Raw genomic sequence first — 19,011 nt, 5'->3', positions numbered from 1 at the left:
CCGCACATAGAAGTGTACTTCTTAGAAGTATACTTCTATGCTCTTCACGCCCGTTGAGGGTCGAGGATCTCGGTGCGGCGCAGGAAGCCGAGGTCGTGCGGGGGGAGGGCTCGATGTTTGCGCAACCACACGGTCGCGTCGGCAGCTGACATGGGCTTGGCGAACAGCCATCCCTGGCCGAGGTCGCAGCCCATGTCGGCCAGGCGTTCGGCCACCTCCGCCGACTCGACGCCCTCGGCGACCGAGCGCAGGCCGAGGGAGCGGACCAGGTCGACGATGGAGCGGACGATCCGCTCGTCGTCCTTGGACTCGCCGATGCGGCGGACGAACGAGGAGTCGATCTTGACCTCGGCGACCGGCAGGCGCTGCAGGCGGACCAGCGAGGAGTAGCCGGTGCCGAAGTCGTCCAGCGCGAGCGGCACCCCCAGCGCGGTCAGGGCCCGGACGGCGCCGTCGGTGTAGGCCTGGTCGGTCATCAGGATGCGCTCGGTGACCTCCAGCTGGATCGCCTTGGGAGGCAGCCGGTAACGTGCCAGGCCCGCTCCCAGCTGGTCGGAGAGGGCGCAGTCGAGGAGGTCGCGGGCCGAGACGTTGACGGAGATCTGCTCGTGCAGGCCGGTGTGCCACCAGTGGGCGGCCTGCTCCAGCGCCGCGTCGATGACGTATCCGGTGAGGTGGCGCATCAGGTACGACTGCTCGGCCATCGGCACGAACTCGCCGGGGGAGATCATTCCCCGCTCCGGGTGGCGCCACCGCAGCAGCGCCTCCACCCCCCGGACCTGCCCCCCGGCGAGGTCGAGCTTGGGCTGGTAGTGCAGCCGCAGCTCGGAGCGGTCGATGGCCCTGCGCAGGTCGCCGAGGAGGTTGATCCGCTCGGGACTGTTGCGGTCCTTGTCGGCGGCGTAGATCTCGCCCCCGGTCCTGCCCTCCTTCGCGAGGTACATCGCCACGTCGGAGCGTTGCAGGAGCATCTCGAAGTCGGGCGCGTGGTCGGGGTAGATCGCGATGCCGAACGAGGCGTCCAGGTCGAAGCTCATGCCCTCCAGCCGGACCGGCTCGGTGATCGCCACCCGCAGGCGCGCCGCCACCTCCCTGGCCGCGGCGGCGTCCCTGACCGAGGGCAGCAGGACGGCGAACTCGTCGCCGCCGAGCCTGGCCACCACGTCGCCGGGACGGACGCTGTGGGTGAGGCGGTGCGCGACCAGCTGCAGGAGCCGGTCGCCGACCGGGTGCCCGAGGGTGTCGTTGATCTCCTTGAACCGGTCGAGGTCGAGCAGGAACAGGCCGACCCGCTCGCCGTCGCGCGCCTCGGCGAGCGCCTCCTCCGTGCTGAGCACGAGCATCTTGCGGTTGGGCAGCCCGGTCAGCACGTCGTGCATCGCCTGGTGGTCGCGGCGCACCGACATGGTGGCGGTGAAGTAAACCGCCGCCATCGGCGCCAGGAAGAGCGGGACCAGGGCCGGCGAGTGGTTCATCACCACCACGACGAGCGGGGCCAGGCCGAGCAGCCCGGCGTAGACGAGGCTCTGGTGGCCGATCGTGGTCCTGATCACCCGGTGGATCGACCTGCGCTCGTGCAGCGCCACCGCGCCGGAGACCAGCAGGGCCCGGACCACGAAGTAGGCGAGCCCGGCGATCCCGATCGCCAGCAGGTCGGAGCCGTCGGGCACCCAGGAGGCCGCCGCGACGGGCCGGTCGCCGAACAGCCCGAGCACCAGCCCGGCCGCGCCGCAGGCCATCGTCACCTGCGCGATGTTGAACATGACCCGATGGCTCGCCTTGCGGGTGACGGCCCCGTTGACGACCATGGCGACCGCCTGCAGCAGCACGGCGACCGGCAGGCCGTAGTGGAGCAGCGCGGCGAAGGTGAACATGGTCGACGGGTAGGTGCCGCCCACCGTCATCGACGACGACAGGACCACCGGCCGCAGCTCGCCCAGCACGACCAGGGCCGCGAGCATCCAGAACAGCGGGCTGCGGACGAGCTCCGCGGTCTCGGCCACGTCGATGCCCAGCAGGGACACGACGAGGGCGGTGAACCCGATCGTGATGACGGCGGCGAGATAGGCCCACAGGGGTGTTCCCGGTCGCGGTCCGGTGTCGCGGGTGTCGGTTGGGTCGGCCATGAGTAACAAAACCCCCATTAGTTCATTATGGGAGAGTACGGCCTACGGGCCACTTCGCGAAACCGATTGCGCACGTTCCGTCACTATTAATTCGCACGTTTTTAAGACACAACGCTTCGAGACACCGACGGAACGGCCCCTACTCCTCGGGGGTCACCGTCACCTCCGAAGCCGCCTCGGGCCCCTCGGCCAGCAGAACCCGAAGGCCGGCCTCGTCGAGGATCGGCACGCCGAGCTTGACCGCCTTGTCGAACTTGGAACCGGCGTTCTCCCCCACCACCACGAAGGAGGTCTTCTTCGACACCGACGCCGAGACCCTGCCGCCCCGGGCGGCCAGGGCCTCGCCCGCCTCGTCGCGGGTGAAGTCGGCGAGCGTGCCGGTCACCACGAAGGTCAGACCGGCCAGGGTCTGCGGGAGCTGCTCGGCCGGAGGGTCGTCGACCATCCGGACCCCGGCGGCCGTCCACCGGTCGACGATCTCCCGGTGCCAGTCGACCGTGAACCAGTCGTGGATCGCCGCGGCCACCCGCGGGCCGACGCCCTCGACGGCGGCGAGCTCCTCCTCCGAGGCCGCCGCGATCGCGGGGATCGAGCGGAACTCGTCGGCGATCGCCTGGGCCGTCGGGGGGCCGACGTGCCGGATGGAGAGCGCGACGAGCACCCGCCAGACCGGCTGGCTCTTCGCCTTCTCCAGCTGCTCCAGCATCTTCTCGGCGTTCTTGCTCGGCTCGCCGCTCTGGTTGGCGAAGAAGGTGACGACCTTCTTCTCGCCGCTCTCCGGATCGGTCTTGGGCAGGCCGGTGTCGGGGTCGCGGACCACCGACCTGATCGGCAGCAGTTGCTCCATCGTGAGGTCGAACAGGTCCGCCTCGGTGCGGACCGGCGGCTCCTGCGGCGGAAGAGGCTGGGTCAGCGCGGTGGCCGCCACGTAGCCCAGCCCCTCGACGTCGAACGCCCTGCGCCCGGCCGCGAAGAAGATGCGCTCGCGGAGCTGGGCGGGGCACGCCCTGGTGTTGGGGCAGCGCAGGTCGGCGTCGCCCTCCTTCTCGTACGCCAGCTCGGTGTCGCACTCCGGGCAGCGCTCCGGCATCACGAACTCGCGCTCGGTGCCGTCGCGCAGGTCGACGACCGGGCCGACGATCTCGGGGATGACGTCGCCCGCCTTGCGCAGCACCACGGTGTCGCCGATCAGCACGCCCTTGCGCGCCACCTCGGAGGCGTTGTGCAGGGTGGCCCGCTCGACCGTGGAGCCCGCCACGACGATCGGCTCCATCACGCCGTACGGGGTGACCCGGCCGGTGCGGCCCACCGCGACCTGGATGTCGTGGAGCTTGGTGTTGACCTCCTCCGGCGGGTATTTGTAGGCGATCGCCCAGCGCGGGGCCCGGCTGGTGGAGCCCAGATTGTTCTGCAGCTCGATGCGGTCGACCTTGACCACGACGCCGTCGATCTCGTAGGCCGGGTCGTGGCGGTGCTCGCGGTAGAACTCGATGAAGGCGTTGATGCCGTCGAGGTCGTCGACGACCTTGTAGAGGTCGCTGACCGGCAGGCCGAACCCCTTCAGCCGCTCGTAGACCTCCGACTGGGTGCGGGGCGCGGCGGCGCCCTCCCACTTGCCGACCCCGTGAACGATCATGTAGAGGGGCCGCTGCGCGGTGACGCGCGGGTCCTTCTGCCGCAGGGAGCCCGCCGCGGAGTTGCGCGGGTTGGCGAACGGCGCCTTGCCCCCCTCGACCAGCTGCTCGTTGAGCTTCTCGAACTCCTCGACGGGGATGTAGACCTCGCCCCTCACCTCCACCACGTCGGGCACGTCGTCGCCGGTCAGGCGGTGCGGGACATTGGCGATCGTGCGGACGTTGGCCGTCACGTCGTCGCCGACGCGCCCGTCGCCCCTGGTCGCGCCCCTGGTCAGGCGGCCCTTCTCGTAGAGCAGCGCGATCGCGAGACCGTCGATCTTCAGCTCGCACAGGTAGGGGGCGGGGTCGCGCTCGGCCAGCCGCTCGGCCCTCGCCTGCCAGGAGGCGAGGTCGTCGGCGTTGAAGGCGTTGTCGAGACTCTCCATCCGCTGCAGGTGCTTGACCGGGGTGAAGTCGCTGGAGATCGGCGCGCCGATCTTCTGGGTGGGCGAGTCGGGCGTGCGGAGGGTCGGGCTCTCCTCCTCCAGCTCGCGCAGCTCGCGCATCCACCCGTCGTACTGGGCGTCGCTCACGGTGGGCGAGTCGAGCACGTGGTAACGCCAGTTGGCCTCCTCGACCAGCTCGCTCAGCTCCGCGTGCCGCTCCAGCGCCGCCACCGGCACACCCTCGACCTCAGCGCCCATCGCCCGCTTCTCCCATCGTCGTCGCCCAGGACAAACGTATCTTCGAGCACCGACAATGTGACTCCGCCATTGCCCCGAGTTGAACAAGCCCTCGCCGCTCCCGTACGACACCGGTTCGCGCACGGTACGAGCACCGCGCGAGAGCCGTACGGATCACTCGCCGGGGTCGTCCTGCAGGACGCGGGCGGCCTTGCGGCAGGTGGCCAGGGCCGTCCTGGCGTAGGCGGGCGAGGCCCCGGCCAGGCCGCAGGCGGGGGTGAGCACGACCTGCGAGGCCAGGGTCGAGACGGGGAAGCCGAGACGGCGCCAGAGCTCGACGGCGGGCGCGGCGACCACGTCGACGTCGGGGAGCCTGGCGTCCACACCCGGCACGACCCCGAGGAACAGGGCGGTTCCGGCCTCGACGGTCTCGCCGATCGCGTCCTCGTCACGTCTCCTCATGAGGTGGGCGTCCAGCGAGACGCCTCCCACGCCCGCCATGCGCAGCACCCCGAAGGGCACCCCGGGGGCACAGCAGTGCACGACCGTGAACGTCCCCGCGGGGAGCACCGCGCCGAGCCGGTCGGCGACGATCTGGCGGTCGACGGCGGCGAGCCGCCCGAAGCCCGAGGCGGTCGGCACGGTGCCCGTGAGGACGCCGGGCAGCCCCGGCTCGTCGATCTGGACCACGATCTCCGTGGCGCCCGGCACCCTGCGGCGCACGTCGGCGACGTGCGCGGCGAGCCCCTCGGTCAGGGAGTCCACCAGGTCGCGCACCGCGCCCGGGTCGGCGAGCGTCTTGTCGCCGTACCGGAGCTCGATCGCCGCCGCCATCGTCCACGGCCCGCACACCTGGATCTTGAAGGGGCCCTCGTACCCCTGGGTGACCTCCTCCAGCCCGTCGAGGTCGCGGACGAGATGGTCGCGAGCGCGCTTGAAGTCGCGGCCGGGCCTGTCGGCGAACCGCCAGCCCGACGGCTGCACCTCGACGGGCAGCTCCAGCAGGAGTGAGGCGGTGCGCCCGATCATGTCGGCGCCGACACCGCGGGCGGGCAGCTCGGGCAGGTACGGCAGCGCGGGCGACTCGCCGAAGGCGACCCTGACCGCCTCCGCGTGGTCCTCCCCCGGGTGCGACCCGATGCCGGTCGCGGTCGCCTCGCCCCATGGGTACTGGCTCAAGCCTGCTCCTGGTCTCGCATCGGTTCGCACGGTTGGTATCACTTCGCGTCGGTTCGCGTTGGTTCGCGGCGGGACGTGGGCGGAGTCCCACCGGTGCCCGCCCGGCTCGTCCGCCCACGCCAGCTTACGACCGCCGGGTCGCGCCTCCGGCCGGGAGAATCCCGCCGCGCCGTGACGGCACGCGATCAAGCTGAGTAGGGTGCTGCCCGGTATTCACCCGTTTCCGGGGTCTTCTCACTCCGGAGGCGTCTCGGCGTGGGGGCCGTTTCGCTCGGGGACCGTTTGTTCCGGGTCGTTCTGGGGGCGTTTCGTGATCGGTCGGATGCTCGTCACGGTGCTGGTGCTGGCGGCGATCGCGGCACCACCGGCCGTGGCCCGGGTGGAAGCGGGCGCGGCGGCGCGTGCCGGGGTCGCGGAGACCGTCTCGGCGGTGAAGGCGGGAGGGACCTCGGGGGCGGGCACCGCCGGGACGGTCGCCGCGCCGGTCAGGTGCAACCCCGGGCGCGGTACGACCAGCATCGGGGAGTCCTGGGCCCAGCGGCGGCTCAGCCTTCCCGAGGTGTGGGAGCTGACCAAGGGTGCCGGGGTGACCGTCGCGGTCGTCGACAGCGGGGTGGACACCAGGCACCCCCAGCTGAGAAGGACCCGGTCGATCGACCTGACCGCCACCGGGGCCCGCGACTGCCTCGGTCACGGTACGGCGGTGGCGGGCATCATCGGGGCGGCCGAGATGAAGGGGGTGCCCTTCACCGGGGTCGCGCCGCAGGCGAGGCTGCTCTCCATCAAGCAGACCTCGGACGGCACCGGCGACGTGGGCCGGCTGGCCCTGGCCATCGTGCGGGCCGCCGAGCTGGGGGCCGACGTGATCAACGTGTCGGTCGAGGCGCGCGACCAGGCCGACCTGCGCAACGCGGTCACCTACGCCCTCGCCATGGACGCGGTCGTGGTGGCCGCGGCCGGCAACGTGCAGAAGGAGGACGGGACCCCTGGGCCCGCCTACCCGGCCGCCTACGAGGGGGTCCTCTCGGTCGGGGCCGCCGGCCCCGACGGGGCGAGGGCCGACTCGTCCAACGCCGTCACCCCCGTCTCCGTCCTCGCCCCCGGCCGGGGCGTCACGAGTACCTGGGCCGGGCGGGCCTACCGGGAGGACCTGGAGGGCACCAGCTTCGCCGCCCCGTACGTGGCCGGGGTGGTCGCGCTGGTCCGCGCCCGCCACCCGGAGCTGGACAACGTGCGGGTACGGCGGCGCGTCGAGCTGACCGCCAACGGCGGCTCGGGTGCGGGCACCGGGGCGGGAATGGTCAACCCGCTGCTGGCGGTCTCGGCGATCCTGCCGTCCGAGCAGGTGGCGCTCGCGCCGCGCCAGGCGGCCCCGCTGCCGGGGGACGCGGTGCGTCCGGCGCCTCCCGAGGATTCCCGGGCCGTCTCGATCTCGCTCTGGGTCGCGCTGGGATCGCTCGCCGCGGGCGTCCTGGTCACCGTGGCGGGAATCGCCGTCCCGATGGGGCGCCGGAGGGGCTGGCGGCCCGGCTCCATCGAGAACCAAACATGACAAACATATTAAAAACACGATCTAGTGCGCCAAATTTGGTTGGATGGTGCCCGATTAACCTAAAGCGGCTTTATTGACAGCTGTGCTGGAAGGAATGCAATGGGGTATTTGCACCCATTACTCCCTGAGGATCCCAAACGTATCGGCGTGCACGTCCTGGTCGGCCGGCTCGACCCGGATCCAGAACACGCCGTCTACCTGGGACATCTTCCCGACGACGACACCGTCCGCGTCATCCGCCTGCTCGCCGCCGAGCCGGAGGCCCCCGACCCCCGGGTGCGGGAGCGGATCACGAACGAGCTGCACGCCGCCAAGCGCGCGTCCGGGGCGCACACCGCCAGACTGCTGGAGGTCGGCTGGTTCGACGACCGCCCGTACGTGGTCCGCGAGCACGTCGAGGGACCCACGCTGCGGCAGGCGGTGGCCGGGGACGGGCCGCTCACCGGTGACGCGCTGGAGCGGTTCGCGGTCGGCACGCTCACCGCGCTGACCGCCCTTCACCTGTCCGGCCTCGCCCACGGGTCGCTCACCCCCGACACCGTGCTGCTCGGCCCTGACGGTCCCCGTGTCTTCGACATCGGGCTCGACCCCGTCACGGGCGAGCGGGAACCGGACTACCGCGCTCCCGAGCACATCCGCGAGGAGGCCGCCGCTCCCGCCGCTCCCCCGGCGCCGGAGGCGAGCAGGCCCGCGGACCTCTTCGCCTGGGCGGCCACGGTCGTCTACGCCGCGACCGGGCGACCGCCCTTCGGCGGCCGGCCGGAGAGGGTCCTGGAAGGCCCCGCGGACCTGACCGGCCTGCCCGCGGAGCTGCGGCCCGTCATCGTCTCCTGCCTGGACAAGCGATCGCAGGAGCGCCCGGACACCAAGACCGCCATGCTGCGCCTGCTCGGCGAGCCCGAGGCGCCCGGCGCGCCTGCCCCCCTCCCCGGCCTTGTCTCCGGCGCATCCGGCGCATCCGGTGCGTCCGGTGTGTCCGGTGTATCCGGCACCGTCTCGGGTGCCGGAACGGGCATCGGACCGGGAATCGGAGCGGATGGAGGCGTGGGGGCGCGCCCGGGTACGGACATCACGGGGGCCACGCGCGGGGACGACTCCCCGCCGGACGAGAACACCCCCGGTGCGGCCGTACCGCGACAGGTGGAGCCCGCGACGTCGGTCTGGGGGGCTCCGCAGCTTCCCCAGGGCGCGTCCCCCGCTCCCGGAGCCCCGGACCCGGCGCCCGCGAAGGCCGCCGGGAGCCGTCCGAGGACGGGCAACTTCTCGATGGCGCTGGCCGCCTGCGTCGGCGTGATCGTCCTGCTCTCCGGGCTGGGCCTGTGGGCCGCCGGACGGTACACCGCCCTGAGCGAGCTGGAGCGGGCCTCCGCCGACGGCGCGATACCCGAGGTCTCGCTCGGGCTGGCGGACCAGTCACGGGACGAGCCGCAGGGGCAGGACCCGGTGCAGAACCCCGGGGACGACCCCGCGGGCAAGGTGACCGTGCCCTGGGGGACGACCCCCGACCCCCGGGTCGCGGAGGTGGGGCCGCTGCAACTGCCCAGCGACGCCCCCACCGGCCTGCCCCAGGTCCCGACCGTCGGCGCGTACACCAATCCTCCGGTGCCGGTGCCGACGGCGCCGCTCACCACGGCTCCGACCGCGCCCGCGGTGCCGACGCCCACCTCCGGGGTGCCCTCCGCCGCGGCGTCGTCCACGTCGGCGGTCCAGCCGACGCCGACTCCGACGCCGAGCCCGTCCCTGACGGTCGAGCCGGAGCAGCCTCCGACCGGGACACCGACCCCGATCCCGAGCCCCACCCCCACCCCGGCCCCGCCGGGCACCCCGGGGCCCACCCCGACCCCGCCCCAGGGGACTCCCGGCCTGACCCCCACTCCCACGCCGACCCCGACGCCCACCCCGGCCGGGCCGTCCTTCAAGCCTTCGCAGGTCGCCAGGCCCTCGCAGACGGCGAAGCCCACGCAGCCCGCCAAGCCCTGGCAGACGATCAAGCCGACGGTGCGGCCGATCTCGCCCACCACGGCGAGGCCGCCGTCGTCCCCGCCGGAGCAGCGCGCCAACCCGTACACCGCGGAGAAGGTCTGCGGACTGAACTACTCGGTGCAGCGACAGGTCCCGTTCAAGGGCGGGACGGTCTACCAGCTCTTCAACAGCGTCACGAAGAACACCTGCGCGATCGCCCTGAAGAGCGCGGACGTGGGCGTCGCGTCCCCGCTCTGGGTGACCCTCGAGGTTCAGGGGGGCGCGACCAAGAGCGACCGCGGCAGCTACGAGTACTACGCGGGCCCGGTCGTCCTTCCCGCCCAGGGCAAGTGCGTGCGCCTCAACGGCGGCGGCCCCGCCGGTTCCTCCGCTCTCGACTGGGGGAACTGCAGGTAATGCGCGGCGAGCGGGAGAGCGGGCCGGGCGTGTCCGGCGGGCCGTACTCACCGACCGGTGATCCGGAGACGGACCGGCTTCTCACGGTGATCGAGGAGCAGACGACCCGGATGGAGGAGGTCGGCCAGAGCCTGGCCGAGGCCAGGGGACGCGGCGAGGCGGCCGGTGGCCACGTGTCGGTGGAGGTACTGGCCAGTGGCGCGCTGGCGGCCCTCCGCATCGACCCGCGCGCCCTCCGCCTGGGCTCCGAGGCCCTCGCGGAGGCGATCCTGGCGGCCTCGGACGAGGCCACCAGGGACGCGGCCGAGCAGACCGGCACGTTGCTGAACTCGCTCCTGGAAGACCCCTTCAGGAGCTGACCCCGGGCACGGGCACGGGCCCGGGCGGAGGCCCGGGGCCGGGCCTCCGGAGGTACGAGCCGATTTTCCAGGCGGACGGGAAGGCAGACGGGAAGTACGCGTCCCCGCCGGGAGTCCGGTCCGGGGACGCCGTCCTCGGGCCGGACTCCCGGCGACGCCCCCGTTCGGACCGCGCTCCGGCCACGGGAGGCGGCGACCCGGCCCGGAAACAGCGGCCCGTCCAGACGGCCCGCTCGGGTGGCTCGCGCGGGTGGCCCGCCCAAGCGGCCCCGTTCAGGCGGGTGGCCTGGCCGCGCGGGAGCCGTGCACGATGATCTTGGAGATCCACTGCTCCCAGGTGGGGAGGGCGGGATCCCCCTGGAGCGCGTTGTCCGTCACGGTGTACGTCCCCGAGCCGACCAGCCGGGACATCAGGTTGCCCGCCGCGTCGCCCGGAAACGCCCTGCCCCAAGGGCCGATCTTGGTCAGGTCGAAGGCGGCGTTGAAGGCCATGTTGCTCGCGAAGCCCCGGCCGAACTGCTTGGCGTTCTCACCCCCGCCGGTGACGTCGTTGCCGGTGAGGTCCTTCCTGACCCCGGCGAGCTCGAAGACGCTCCACTGGAGCACCTGCTGGCCGCCCGCGTAGGCCACGCTGTCGCCCAGGTAGTAGAACGAGTTGTAGATGATCTTCTCGACGCTGATCTTGAAGAGCCTCATCTGCAGGACCGCGCGGCCCTTGAGGAACCTGTCCATGATCTGCTTCTGCACGGCCGCCCCGATGCCCGCCGTGGCCCAGCCCCAGGCCACCGTGTAGACCATGTTCACCCAGGCCTGGATCGCGAGCACGATCAGCACGTACCGGGTGATCTCCACGGCGCGGGCGTAGTCGCGGCAGGCCGTGGCGATCGCCCGGCAGAACGTGGCGACCTCGCCGGGATAGGGACGGAACTTCTCCGTCCACAGCGTCCTGAACTCCCGCACGGCCGCGCCGGCGTTGTTCTTCCAGACCTGCTCGGCGACACCGTTCGCGTCGGCGCCGGCGCGTTCGACGGCCTCGGCGAGGCCGTCCCAGATGTCGGCCGCCGAGCGCAGCCTGTCCGGGTCGCCCTCCGGCCAGCTCACGCCGAGCATGGACGTGACGAACGCGGCGCCGCCGACGGAGCCGGCCCCCATCGCGGTCTTGACCGGATTGGCCTTGGCGAACGCGCCCACCGCTCCCAGCGCGCCCGTGCCCCCGAGCGGGCCCGGGCCGCTCATTCGAGCTCGGCCTTGCTGCCGGGAACGCCGATCTCGGGGCCGACGACCGCCTTGACCATCTCCCCGACCGTGGCCCAGTTGGCCCCGGTGACGTTGTCGCCGGCCAGGCCCAGGTTGTCACCGATCTTGCGGTAGCCGTCCCTGATCCGCGCGACGTGGTCCTTGGCCTCGTCCCTGGCGGCGAGGTAGCCCGTGCCGCCCGAGGCGCCCGCGAACCTCTGGCCGGTCTCGTCGCCGCCCCAGAAGGCTCCCAGGGCGTCGAGGTCGGCCATGGCCTTGGTGAAGGCCCTGGCGAGCTCGTCGCTCTCGGTGTGGAAGTCTTCCTTGCGTTTTTTCAGATCGGCCGGACTGATGTCCGTCGGCTCCGGAGGAAATGACAAGAGAGTCCCCTGAACGTCGCGCACGTTGAGGGAGTGAAACTAGTCATCCATTGTTACGCGAGACGCCCTCCCGTGTTGCTTCCCGTTCACCTCTCCGGATCGGGCTGGGGAACGAACGCGGTCTGGATGAGGCGCACCCCGTTCCTGCGGTCGGAGAGATAGGCGCGTCCCGGCGGCAGCGCGTGGGGGCGCACCCCGAACAGCACGCCCTCGTCCTTGTGGCCCGACATCATGACGGCCGGGGTGGCCATGTCCTTGAGCCGCTGGAGCACCGGGTCGAACATGGCCCGTCCCGCGCCGCCCATCGCACGGGCCAGCACCAGGTGCAGGCCGATGTCGCGGGCCTGGGGCAGCAGGTCGAGCAGCGCCCCGAGTGGGTTGGCGCCCGAGGCCACCACGTCGTAGTCGTCGACCACGATGTAGATGTCCGCCCCCTTCCACCAGCCGCGCGACCGCAGCTCCTCCGGTGAGAGGTTCGCCGGGGGGAGCCGCTTGACGAGCGACTCCCTGATCTCGGCGATGAACTCGGTGGCGGCGGTCGAGGAGGCCGCGTACCCGATGCGGTGCTCGGTGTAGGCGGCGTCCAGCAGCGAGCGGCGGTAGTCGATGACGACGAGGCGGGCCCGCGCGGGCTCGTGGCGGGCCACGACCCCCTCGGCCACCAGGCGCAGCAGGTTGGACTTGCCGCTCTCGTTGTCGCCGATGACGACCAGGTGGGGATCGGCGTCGAAGTCGGCGAGCACCGGCGAGAGGGTGCTCTCGTCGATGCCCAGCGGGATCCGCGCGCCGGTCTCCTCGGGTCCCGGCAGGCTCTCCGGCGCGAGGACGGCGGGCAGCAGCCGCACCCTGGGCGCGGGCGGGCCCTGCCAGGCGGCGGCGACGGCCTCGACCATCGCCCGGGTCGCGACGGGCAGGTCGTCGCTCCGCTCGCCGCCGTCGACGCGGGGCAGCGCGCTCAGGAAGTGCAGGCCGTCGCGGGTCAGGCCGCGCCCCGGCACGCCCTCGGGAACCGCCATGGCGGTCCTGCGGTTCACCTCGGACTCGTAGGCGTCGCCCAGCCTCAGCTCCACCCGGGAGCCGAACAGGTCGCGGATGGAGGGCCGGAACTCCGACCACTTGTTGGTCGCCGCGACCACGTGGACGCCGTAGCCGAGACCGCGTGCGGCCAGCTCGGTGATCGTGGGCTCCAGCGACTCGAACTCCTGGCGGACCGTGAGCCAGCCGTCGACCACGAGGAAGACGTCCCCGAAGCCGCCGGGGTCCACGGTCCCCGCGGCGATCTGGCGCCGGTAGGTGGTGATCGAGTCGATGCCCCGCTCGGCGAACTCGCGCTCCCGCCGCGCGAGCAGCGCGGTGACCTCGGCGACGGTCCGGCGGACCCGGTCGGCGTCCAGCCGGTTGGCCACCCCGCCGACGTGCGGCAGGCCCTCCAGTGAGGCGAGGGCGCCGCCGCCGAAGTCCAGGCAGTAGAACTGCACCTCGGCGGGGGTGTGGGTGAGGGCGAGACCGGCGATCAGCGTGCGCAGCACGGTGCTCTTGCCGCTCTGCGGCCCGCCGGCCACGGCCAGGTGCCCGGCGGCGCCCGACAGGTCGACCCAGTACGGGTCGCGCCGCTGCTCGAAGGGACGGTCGACGACGCCGAGCAGCGCGTGCAGCCCCCCGCGTCCCTGCCAGTGCGCGGTCGTCAGCCCGTGGCCCGGGGTGACGGACAGGGGCGGGAGGATCTGGTCCAGCGAGGGCGGCTCGGCCAGCGGCGGCAGCCAGATCCGGTGCGCGGGCGGGCCCTGCGCGCCCAGCCTGCGGACCACGACGTCGAGCAGCGTGTCACGCCCAGCGCCGACGGCCGCCTCCGGTTCCTCCTCGGGCTCGGCCTGGACGGGGGGCGCGATGTAGGCGGGACCGTACGGGACGATCTGCCGCCCCTCCGCGCGCTCGCGCCGCACCACCCGCCGCTCGGGGGTGTAGGGCCCGGAGACGTACGCGGCCTTGAAGCGGACCATCCCGGTGGTGTCGAACTTCAGGAAGGCGTTGCCCGGCGCCGAGGGCAGCTCGTAGGCGTCGGTCACGCCGAGCACCACCCGGCTCTCCATCGCCGAGAAGGTCCGCAGGCCGATCCGGTACGACAGGTGGGTGTCCAGGCCGCGCAGCCTGCCCTCCTCCAGCCGCTGCGAGGCGAGCAGCAGGTGCACCCCCAGGGACCTGCCGAGACGGCCGATCATCACGAAGAGCTCGATGAACTCGGGCTTGGCCGAGAGCAGCTCGCTGAACTCGTCCAGCACCACGAAGAGGGTGGGCATCGGCCGCAGGTCGGCCCCCTGCTCCCTGGCCTGCTCGTAGTCGCGCAGCGAGGCGTAGTTCCCCGCGGCGCGGAGCAGCTCCTGGCGCCGTACCATCTCGCCGTGCAGGGCGGCGTGCATGCGGTCGACCAGCGGCAGCTCGTCGGCGAGGTTGGTGATGACGGCCGCGACGTGCGGCAGGGAGTCCATGCCCAGGAAGGTCGCGCCGCCCTTGAAGTCGACGAGCACGAAGTTCAGGACCTCCGACGAGTGCGCGACGGCGAGCCCGAGCACCAGCGTGCGCAGCAGCTCGCTCTTGCCGGAGCCGGTGGCGCCGATGACCAGGCCGTGCGGGCCCATGCCGCCCTGCGCCGACTCCTTGATGTCCAGTTCGACCGGGCGCCCGTCGGTACCGACGCCGATCGGCACCCGCAGCCGGTTGCGCGGCGCCCTGGGACGCCAGAGCAGCGCCGGGTCCAGCCCCGCCGCGTCGCCGAGCCCCAGCAGCTCGGCCAGCGTGGTGTCGGCGGCGAGCGCGTCGCCGCCCCCCGCTCCGGCCGGGGAGCCGCGCAGCGGGGCGAGCCGCCTGGCGAGCCCGTCGGCCTGCAGGTACGAGAACCGGTCGGGCCTGCCGAGCGGCGTGACGACCTTCTTGCCCGCCTGGTCCGTGGTGACCCGGCTGAACAGGTCCTCGGTGACGCGCAGCCTGAGCATCGTCTTCTCCCCCGCCGGGGTGGTGGTCCCGTCGAGGTCGATCAGGGTCACCCCCTCGATCGCGTCCGCGCCCAGCGGGGAGTCCTGCGGGACGTGCCCGCCGTCGATGATCACGATGTGGTACGGGAGCGCCTCGGCGGAGATGCCCGGCTTGAACCGGGCCCGGTTCTTGAAGTCGGCGCCGAGCAGCCGGTCGAGCTCGCCCAGGTCGTCGGTCATGAGGCGGACGGGCCCAGCCGCGTCGGTCTCGTGCGGGTGCAGGGCGTGCGGGAGCCACTTGATCCACTCCCAGTGGGCCATCCACTCCTTGGACGCGCACACCGCGATCCTGAGCTCGTCCGGCGAGTGGAAGACGGCCAGCTGGCCGACGAGCGCCCTGACCATGTCGCGGACGGCCGCCTCGGGGCCGGTGGGCCTCACCCTGGCGAAGGAGTGCAGGGAGATGGCGATGGGCAGGTCGGCCACCGTCGAGTGGGCGCGGACGAAGCGGCGCAGCGCCCCGGCGGACATGGCGTCCAGGTCCTCGACCGGCTTGGACTCCGGCGGGATGAGCTGGACGGCGAGGCGCTGGGAGCCGGTGCCCACCCGGACGGCGCCGAAGTCGGCGTCCGAGGGCCGCCGCTCCCACAGGCGGGCGCTCAGCGCGATCGCCCAGAGGGCGTCGGGGTCGGGGCCGTTCCAGTCGAGCGCCGCGCGCTGCCTGCTCGCCGCGCGCCTGACCTTGGCGCGGGTCTGGGACAGGTAGCGGAAGTAGTCGCGGCGCTGGCCGTTGATCCGCTGCTTGCGCTCCCCGCCCGCGCGGCCCATCTGGCCGACGGTCATGCCGACCATGGAGAGCGCGAACATGCCGCTCGCCACGTACATGATCGGGTTTCCGCCGCCGCCCCCGGCGAACATCAGCCCCATCGCGGCGCCGCCGGCCACCATCGGCAGATACATGAGCACCTGCGTGAACCCCGCCGAGGTGGTCTCCGGGATCTCGGGCGGCGACTCCAGGAGGATCTCGCCGCGCGGTGGCGCCGGAGGCGGACGCCGCTCGGGACGCCGGACGACCACGATGCCCACTTCGCCCCCGATGTGAGTTAAGCAAATACTGTCCAGTCCGGATTACCGTAGCGAAACCGCCCCCCGGGTTCGATGGAATCTTCGAGAACGCCTCGGGACCGATACCGGGCGATCGCGGGACGAGCATCATCAACCCGACGATCCGCTGGATGCAGGGCGGTCAGCTGTATGTCGGGTGATCAGCTGGATGCCGGGCGATCACGGGATGAACACCGTGGTTCCCCTCGCCCCCGGCGGGTGCCGGGTGATCGCGGAGGTGACTAGCATGCGCCCTGTGAACCAGGTGACCGCAATCCCCCTGTGCCGCATCACCGTCGTCACCCCGCGCCGCCGGGTCGACCTGGCGGTGCCCTCGGACCTCCCCCTCTCCCACCTGCTGCCCGACCTGCTCGCCGCCACCGGCGAGAGCGCCGAGGAGGTCGCGCCCGCCGGCGGCTGGGGGCTCCAGCGGATCGGCGCCGCCCCCATGCCCTCGGGCGCGGGCCTGTCCGAGCTGGGCATCAGGGACGGCGAGGTCCTCTACCTGCTGCCCCGCTCGTCCCAGCTGCCCGAGGCGATCTTCGACGACGTCGCCGACACCGTGGCGACCGGCGTGAAGGAACGGACCGGCCGCTGGCGGGCCGCGCACACCAGGGGCGTCGGGCTGGGCACCGCGGCGCTGTCGATGGTCGCCGCGTTCGCGGTGCTCGTGGCGAGCGGGCCGCCCTGGGGGCCGGTGGTCGCCTTCGCCGGGGCGTGCGCGACCCTCGCCGTCGTGGCGGGCGCCGTACTCTCCAGGGCCGTGGGCGACAGCGGGGCCGGTGCGATCATCGGCTACACCGCGCTGCCCCACGCCTTCCTGGCCGGGGCCTGCGTACCCGCTCCCCCCGCCGGTCCCGCCGCGTTCGGAGCGCCCAACCTGCTGGCCGGGTTCGCGGTGACCGCGCTGGTCGCCACCGTGACCGGCTGGATCGTCGCCGATGGACTGCCCAACTTCTTCGGCGTCGGGCTGGCCGCGGTGATCGGGACGATCTGCTCGGCGGTCGTCATGTTCACCGGGGCGCCCGCCGCCGGGGTGGCCGCGCTGGCCGCCGCGGTGACCCTGGCCTGCGCCCCCCTCATCCCGACGACGTCCTTCCGGCTGGCGCGGCTCCCGCTGCCCGCGCTGCCCGCCAACGCCGAGGAACTGCGCGGCGACACCGACGACATCGACGGCGCGGACATCCGGCGGCGCGCGACGGAGGCCGAGCGGTTCGCGACCGGCCTGACCGCGGGTGTCGCCCTGGTGGCGCTGGGCACGCTGCCGGTACTGCTCACCGCGAGCGGGTGGACCGCCCCCGCGACCCTGGTCACGCTCTCGCTGGCACTGCTGATGCGCGCCCGCGTCTTCCAGGGGACCGGCCAGCGCCTCTGGTTGCTCGGCTCGGGGCTGACCGGGCTGCTGGCGCTCACCCTGGGCGTGGCGCTCACCGTGCCGGACTCGGCCTTCGCGGTGACGATCGGCCTGGTGTGCGCGGCGGCGCTCGCGGGCGGCATGGCGCTGTTCCTCTCGCAGCGGCGCCCCTCCCCGTTCTGGGGACGCGCCGGGGACGTCGTGGAGTTCTGCCTGATCCTCGCCCTGCTCCCGCTCGCGCTCGGGGTGATGGACGTGTACGCGGCCATCAGGGGCCTGTCGGGCTGACCGGGGTTCCGCCCGGACCGGCCCCCGGCCCCGTACGGTCCCTCGTCCCGCGGAGGTTCCGCACGGTCCGGGAGCCCGTACCCTCCCGATCCCGCCCGGTCGGCCGGGCGGTGGGCCGGGCGGGGGCGGGGAGCGGGCGGTCAGTCGCGCGTCAGGTCGTCCAGGGTACGGACCAGGTCCTGGCCGATGTCCTCGAACCGGCGGCGGGCGTCGGCCATGTCCAGCGGGAGCGGGTCGCCACCGGTGGCGGCGCGGAGCAGTTCCTCGTTCGCGCGCCCGGCGGCCTCCTGGGCGGCACGGACCGCCTCGGTCACCGCCTCGGCCACCGCCTGGCTGTCCAGGCGCATGATGCGCGGCTCAAGGGTGATCTCCTTGATCCGCCCGGTGCCGTCCACCAGGGCGCGGGCCAGGCCGCCGGCGCCGGACCCCTCGCCGGTGACGGTCTCCAGCTCGCCGAAGACCCCGCCGAGCCGCCGCAGCGTCTCCTCGCTCTGCCGCACGACGGCGTCCAGGTCCTCCAGGCTCAGGTTCTCCGGGTTCCCGGGGTTTCCCGGGCGCGGGTTCCCGTGGTCGAGATCGCTCACTTGTACGGCTCCGGCATCTCTTTCTTGGGGGACAGCCACTCGAACGTCCCGCCCTTGGGCAGCTGGGGCGCCTGGCCGGGCGCACCCGTGGGCGCCGCCTGGTACGGCAGGAGCGAGGGGTCGATCCTCGCCCTGGTGAAGTCGACCTTGGCCGAGCCGGTGGGCTCCAGGTTGAACGACTGGACCCACGCCTTGCCGGAGAAGTAGACCGACATGCTCCCGGCCACCGAGGCGACGAGCTTGCCCAGCGCGCCGGTCGAGACGGCGATGACCTGGCTCGCCAGGGTGCCCAGCATCCTCAGGTTCACCATGGCACTGGCCGCGTACGGGGTCGCCAGCATCGCCGCCGCGATCGTCGCGAGGGCGAGCAGGGTGGCCGCGATCTTGGCGATGGCGAGCCAGTAGGCGCGGTAGGCGTCCCCCAGCTCGTCGACGATCCCGGCGACGTTCTTGACGTAGGCGCGCAGGCTCTCCAGCGCCTCCTGCATCCGCTGGACGGCGTCGTCGAACGCCTCCCTGTCGTCGGCGATCCAGCCCTCCTTCTCCTTGGTGAGCAGGACGGCGACGTAGCTCTTCACCGCGGTGTCCAGGCGCGAGTGGACGGACTCCCAGTTGTTGTAGGCGTCGGCCATGCCCGGCACGTTCGCCACGGCGGTGCTCGCGATCGCCACGCCCGCCCAGGCCGTGGGCGCCAGCCTGGCACCGCCCTTGAGGGTGGACAGGACCTTGGTGGAGTTCGTGATCACCCCCTTGGCGCTCCTGCCCGCCGTCAGCGGGCTCGGTCTCCCACCCGGTCTCGCGGTCATCTCAGTCCCCCATCCCCCGGTTCACTGGTACACGACGGTGCTGTTGTCCTCGGCGGTCCGCCAGTTGACGCGGGCGGTCGTCAGCGCGACCGTCCACGACTCCAGCACCTCCACCGCGTCGTCGAACTTCTCCCCGACGTCCCGCTGGACCTCCCGGTAGCGCATCCCGACCGCGACCTCGCCGACCGCCCCCCAGCCGGGGAATCCGACCGTCGTGTCGCCCAGCATCGCGTGCAGCTCCCTGATCTTCGGGATGACGTCCTCCTCGATCTCCTTGCGAATGCTCTCGATCGCCGTGGAGGTGACGTACCTCTCCTGGGTCATGTGGCCTCCGTGATCACGTGTTCCCGGACATCTCCTACCATCCGGAGCCGGTCCCACCACCCGCCTCGAATG

13 protein-coding genes are annotated in these 19,011 nt (G+C 72.6%); 4 read left to right on the top strand and 9 right to left on the bottom strand.

Annotation, left to right across the window (positions count from 1 at the left end):
• Positions 1–44: 44 nt before the first annotated feature.
• The 3 genes from ACFFRH_RS31065 to ACFFRH_RS31055 all read right to left on the bottom strand — a co-directional run bounded on the left by ACFFRH_RS31065 (position 45) and on the right by ACFFRH_RS31055 (position 5,604).
• On the bottom strand, positions 45–2,126 hold the full coding sequence (locus tag ACFFRH_RS31065; RefSeq protein ID WP_344743768.1) for a putative bifunctional diguanylate cyclase/phosphodiesterase: 2,082 nt from the start codon (positions 2,124–2,126) through the stop codon (positions 45–47).
• A gap of 139 nt (positions 2,127–2,265) precedes the next feature.
• Entirely contained in the window at positions 2,266–4,446 is a 2,181-nt protein-coding gene (gene ligA / locus ACFFRH_RS31060; protein WP_344743766.1) for an NAD-dependent DNA ligase LigA, read from the bottom strand.
• Between the two features lie 153 nt (positions 4,447–4,599).
• Positions 4,600–5,604 carry a methionine synthase gene (locus ACFFRH_RS31055; protein WP_344743764.1) on the bottom strand — a complete coding sequence of 335 codons (1,005 nt, stop codon included), beginning with the start codon at positions 5,602–5,604 and terminating at the stop codon, positions 4,600–4,602.
• A gap of 310 nt (positions 5,605–5,914) precedes the next feature.
• Between ACFFRH_RS31055 and ACFFRH_RS31050 the strand changes: the two genes are divergently transcribed.
• From ACFFRH_RS31050 to ACFFRH_RS31040, 3 genes are all read left to right on the top strand, one after another.
• Positions 5,915–7,156, top strand: coding sequence for a S8 family serine peptidase (locus tag ACFFRH_RS31050; RefSeq protein ID WP_386161142.1), 1,242 nt, complete (start codon positions 5,915–5,917; stop codon positions 7,154–7,156).
• A gap of 147 nt (positions 7,157–7,303) precedes the next feature.
• Positions 7,304–9,535 (top strand): serine/threonine protein kinase, encoded by a 2,232-nt coding sequence (locus ACFFRH_RS31045; RefSeq protein WP_386161141.1) that lies wholly within the window; start codon positions 7,304–7,306, stop codon positions 9,533–9,535.
• Positions 9,535–9,894: a YbaB/EbfC family nucleoid-associated protein gene (locus ACFFRH_RS31040; RefSeq protein ID WP_386161140.1), complete on the top strand. Its 360-nt coding sequence runs from the start codon at positions 9,535–9,537 to the stop codon at positions 9,892–9,894. Before ACFFRH_RS31045 ends, ACFFRH_RS31040 begins: the two co-directional genes overlap by 1 nt.
• A 273-nt stretch (positions 9,895–10,167) precedes the next feature.
• Here the strand turns inward: ACFFRH_RS31040 and ACFFRH_RS31035 are convergent, their stop codons facing one another.
• The 3 genes from ACFFRH_RS31035 to eccCa form a co-directional block, all read right to left on the bottom strand.
• Positions 10,168–11,130: a WXG100-like domain-containing protein gene (locus ACFFRH_RS31035; protein ID WP_344746025.1), complete on the bottom strand. Its 963-nt coding sequence runs from the start codon at positions 11,128–11,130 to the stop codon at positions 10,168–10,170.
• Positions 11,127–11,510, bottom strand: coding sequence for a WXG100 family type VII secretion target (locus ACFFRH_RS31030; RefSeq protein ID WP_344746026.1), 384 nt, complete (start codon positions 11,508–11,510; stop codon positions 11,127–11,129). The genes ACFFRH_RS31035 and ACFFRH_RS31030 overlap by 4 nt, the downstream gene beginning before the upstream one ends.
• Before the next feature lie 86 nt (positions 11,511–11,596).
• Positions 11,597–15,565, bottom strand: coding sequence for a type VII secretion protein EccCa (gene eccCa, locus ACFFRH_RS31025; protein WP_386161139.1), 3,969 nt, complete (start codon positions 15,563–15,565; stop codon positions 11,597–11,599).
• Positions 15,566–15,830: 265 nt separating this feature from the next.
• Here eccCa and eccD point away from each other — a divergent pair, with 265 nt between their 5' ends.
• Complete coding sequence (gene eccD / locus ACFFRH_RS31020) at positions 15,831–17,225, top strand: type VII secretion integral membrane protein EccD (protein ID WP_386161138.1); 1,395 nt, start codon at positions 15,831–15,833, stop codon at positions 17,223–17,225.
• A gap of 140 nt (positions 17,226–17,365) precedes the next feature.
• On the opposite strand, the gene ACFFRH_RS31015 is transcribed toward eccD, so the two are convergent.
• Genes ACFFRH_RS31015 through ACFFRH_RS31005 form a run of 3 tightly spaced genes read right to left on the bottom strand, consistent with a single transcriptional unit; the run spans position 17,366 to position 18,939 of the window.
• Positions 17,366–17,809 carry a YbaB/EbfC family nucleoid-associated protein gene (locus ACFFRH_RS31015; RefSeq protein ID WP_344746032.1) on the bottom strand — a complete coding sequence of 148 codons (444 nt, stop codon included), beginning with the start codon at positions 17,807–17,809 and terminating at the stop codon, positions 17,366–17,368.
• A complete protein-coding gene (locus ACFFRH_RS31010) occupies positions 17,806–18,615 on the bottom strand; it encodes a hypothetical protein (RefSeq protein ID WP_344746033.1) in 810 nt (269 codons plus the stop codon). The genes ACFFRH_RS31015 and ACFFRH_RS31010 overlap by 4 nt, the downstream gene beginning before the upstream one ends.
• Positions 18,616–18,636: 21 nt before the next feature.
• Positions 18,637–18,939: a hypothetical protein gene (locus tag ACFFRH_RS31005; RefSeq protein ID WP_344746034.1), complete on the bottom strand. Its 303-nt coding sequence runs from the start codon at positions 18,937–18,939 to the stop codon at positions 18,637–18,639.
• Positions 18,940–19,011: the final 72 nt, after the last annotated feature.

Origin of the sequence: Streptosporangium vulgare (genome assembly GCF_042428775.1) — a bacterium.
GTDB lineage: Bacteria > Actinomycetota > Actinomycetes > Streptosporangiales > Streptosporangiaceae > Streptosporangium > Streptosporangium vulgare.
The sequence above is the reverse complement of the archived record's forward strand: the minus strand, read 5'-3'. Positions and strand labels throughout refer to the sequence as shown.

Bases quoted from the DNA above. Each gene is read 5' to 3' on its own strand.
- ACFFRH_RS31065 (WP_344743768.1), bottom strand. From the start codon at position 2,126: ATGGCCGACCCAACCGACACCCGCGACACCGGACCGCGACCGGGAACA.
- ligA (WP_344743766.1), bottom strand. From the start codon at position 4,446: ATGGGCGCTGAGGTCGAGGGTGTGCCGGTGGCGGCGCTGGAGCGGCAC.
- ACFFRH_RS31040 (WP_386161140.1), top strand. From the start codon at position 9,535: ATGCGCGGCGAGCGGGAGAGCGGGCCGGGCGTGTCCGGCGGGCCGTAC.
- ACFFRH_RS31035 (WP_344746025.1), bottom strand. From the start codon at position 11,130: ATGAGCGGCCCGGGCCCGCTCGGGGGCACGGGCGCGCTGGGAGCGGTG.
- eccD (WP_386161138.1), top strand. From the start codon at position 15,831: ATGCGCCCTGTGAACCAGGTGACCGCAATCCCCCTGTGCCGCATCACC.
- ACFFRH_RS31010 (WP_344746033.1), bottom strand. From the start codon at position 18,615: ATGACCGCGAGACCGGGTGGGAGACCGAGCCCGCTGACGGCGGGCAGG.
- ACFFRH_RS31005 (WP_344746034.1), bottom strand. From the start codon at position 18,939: ATGACCCAGGAGAGGTACGTCACCTCCACGGCGATCGAGAGCATTCGC.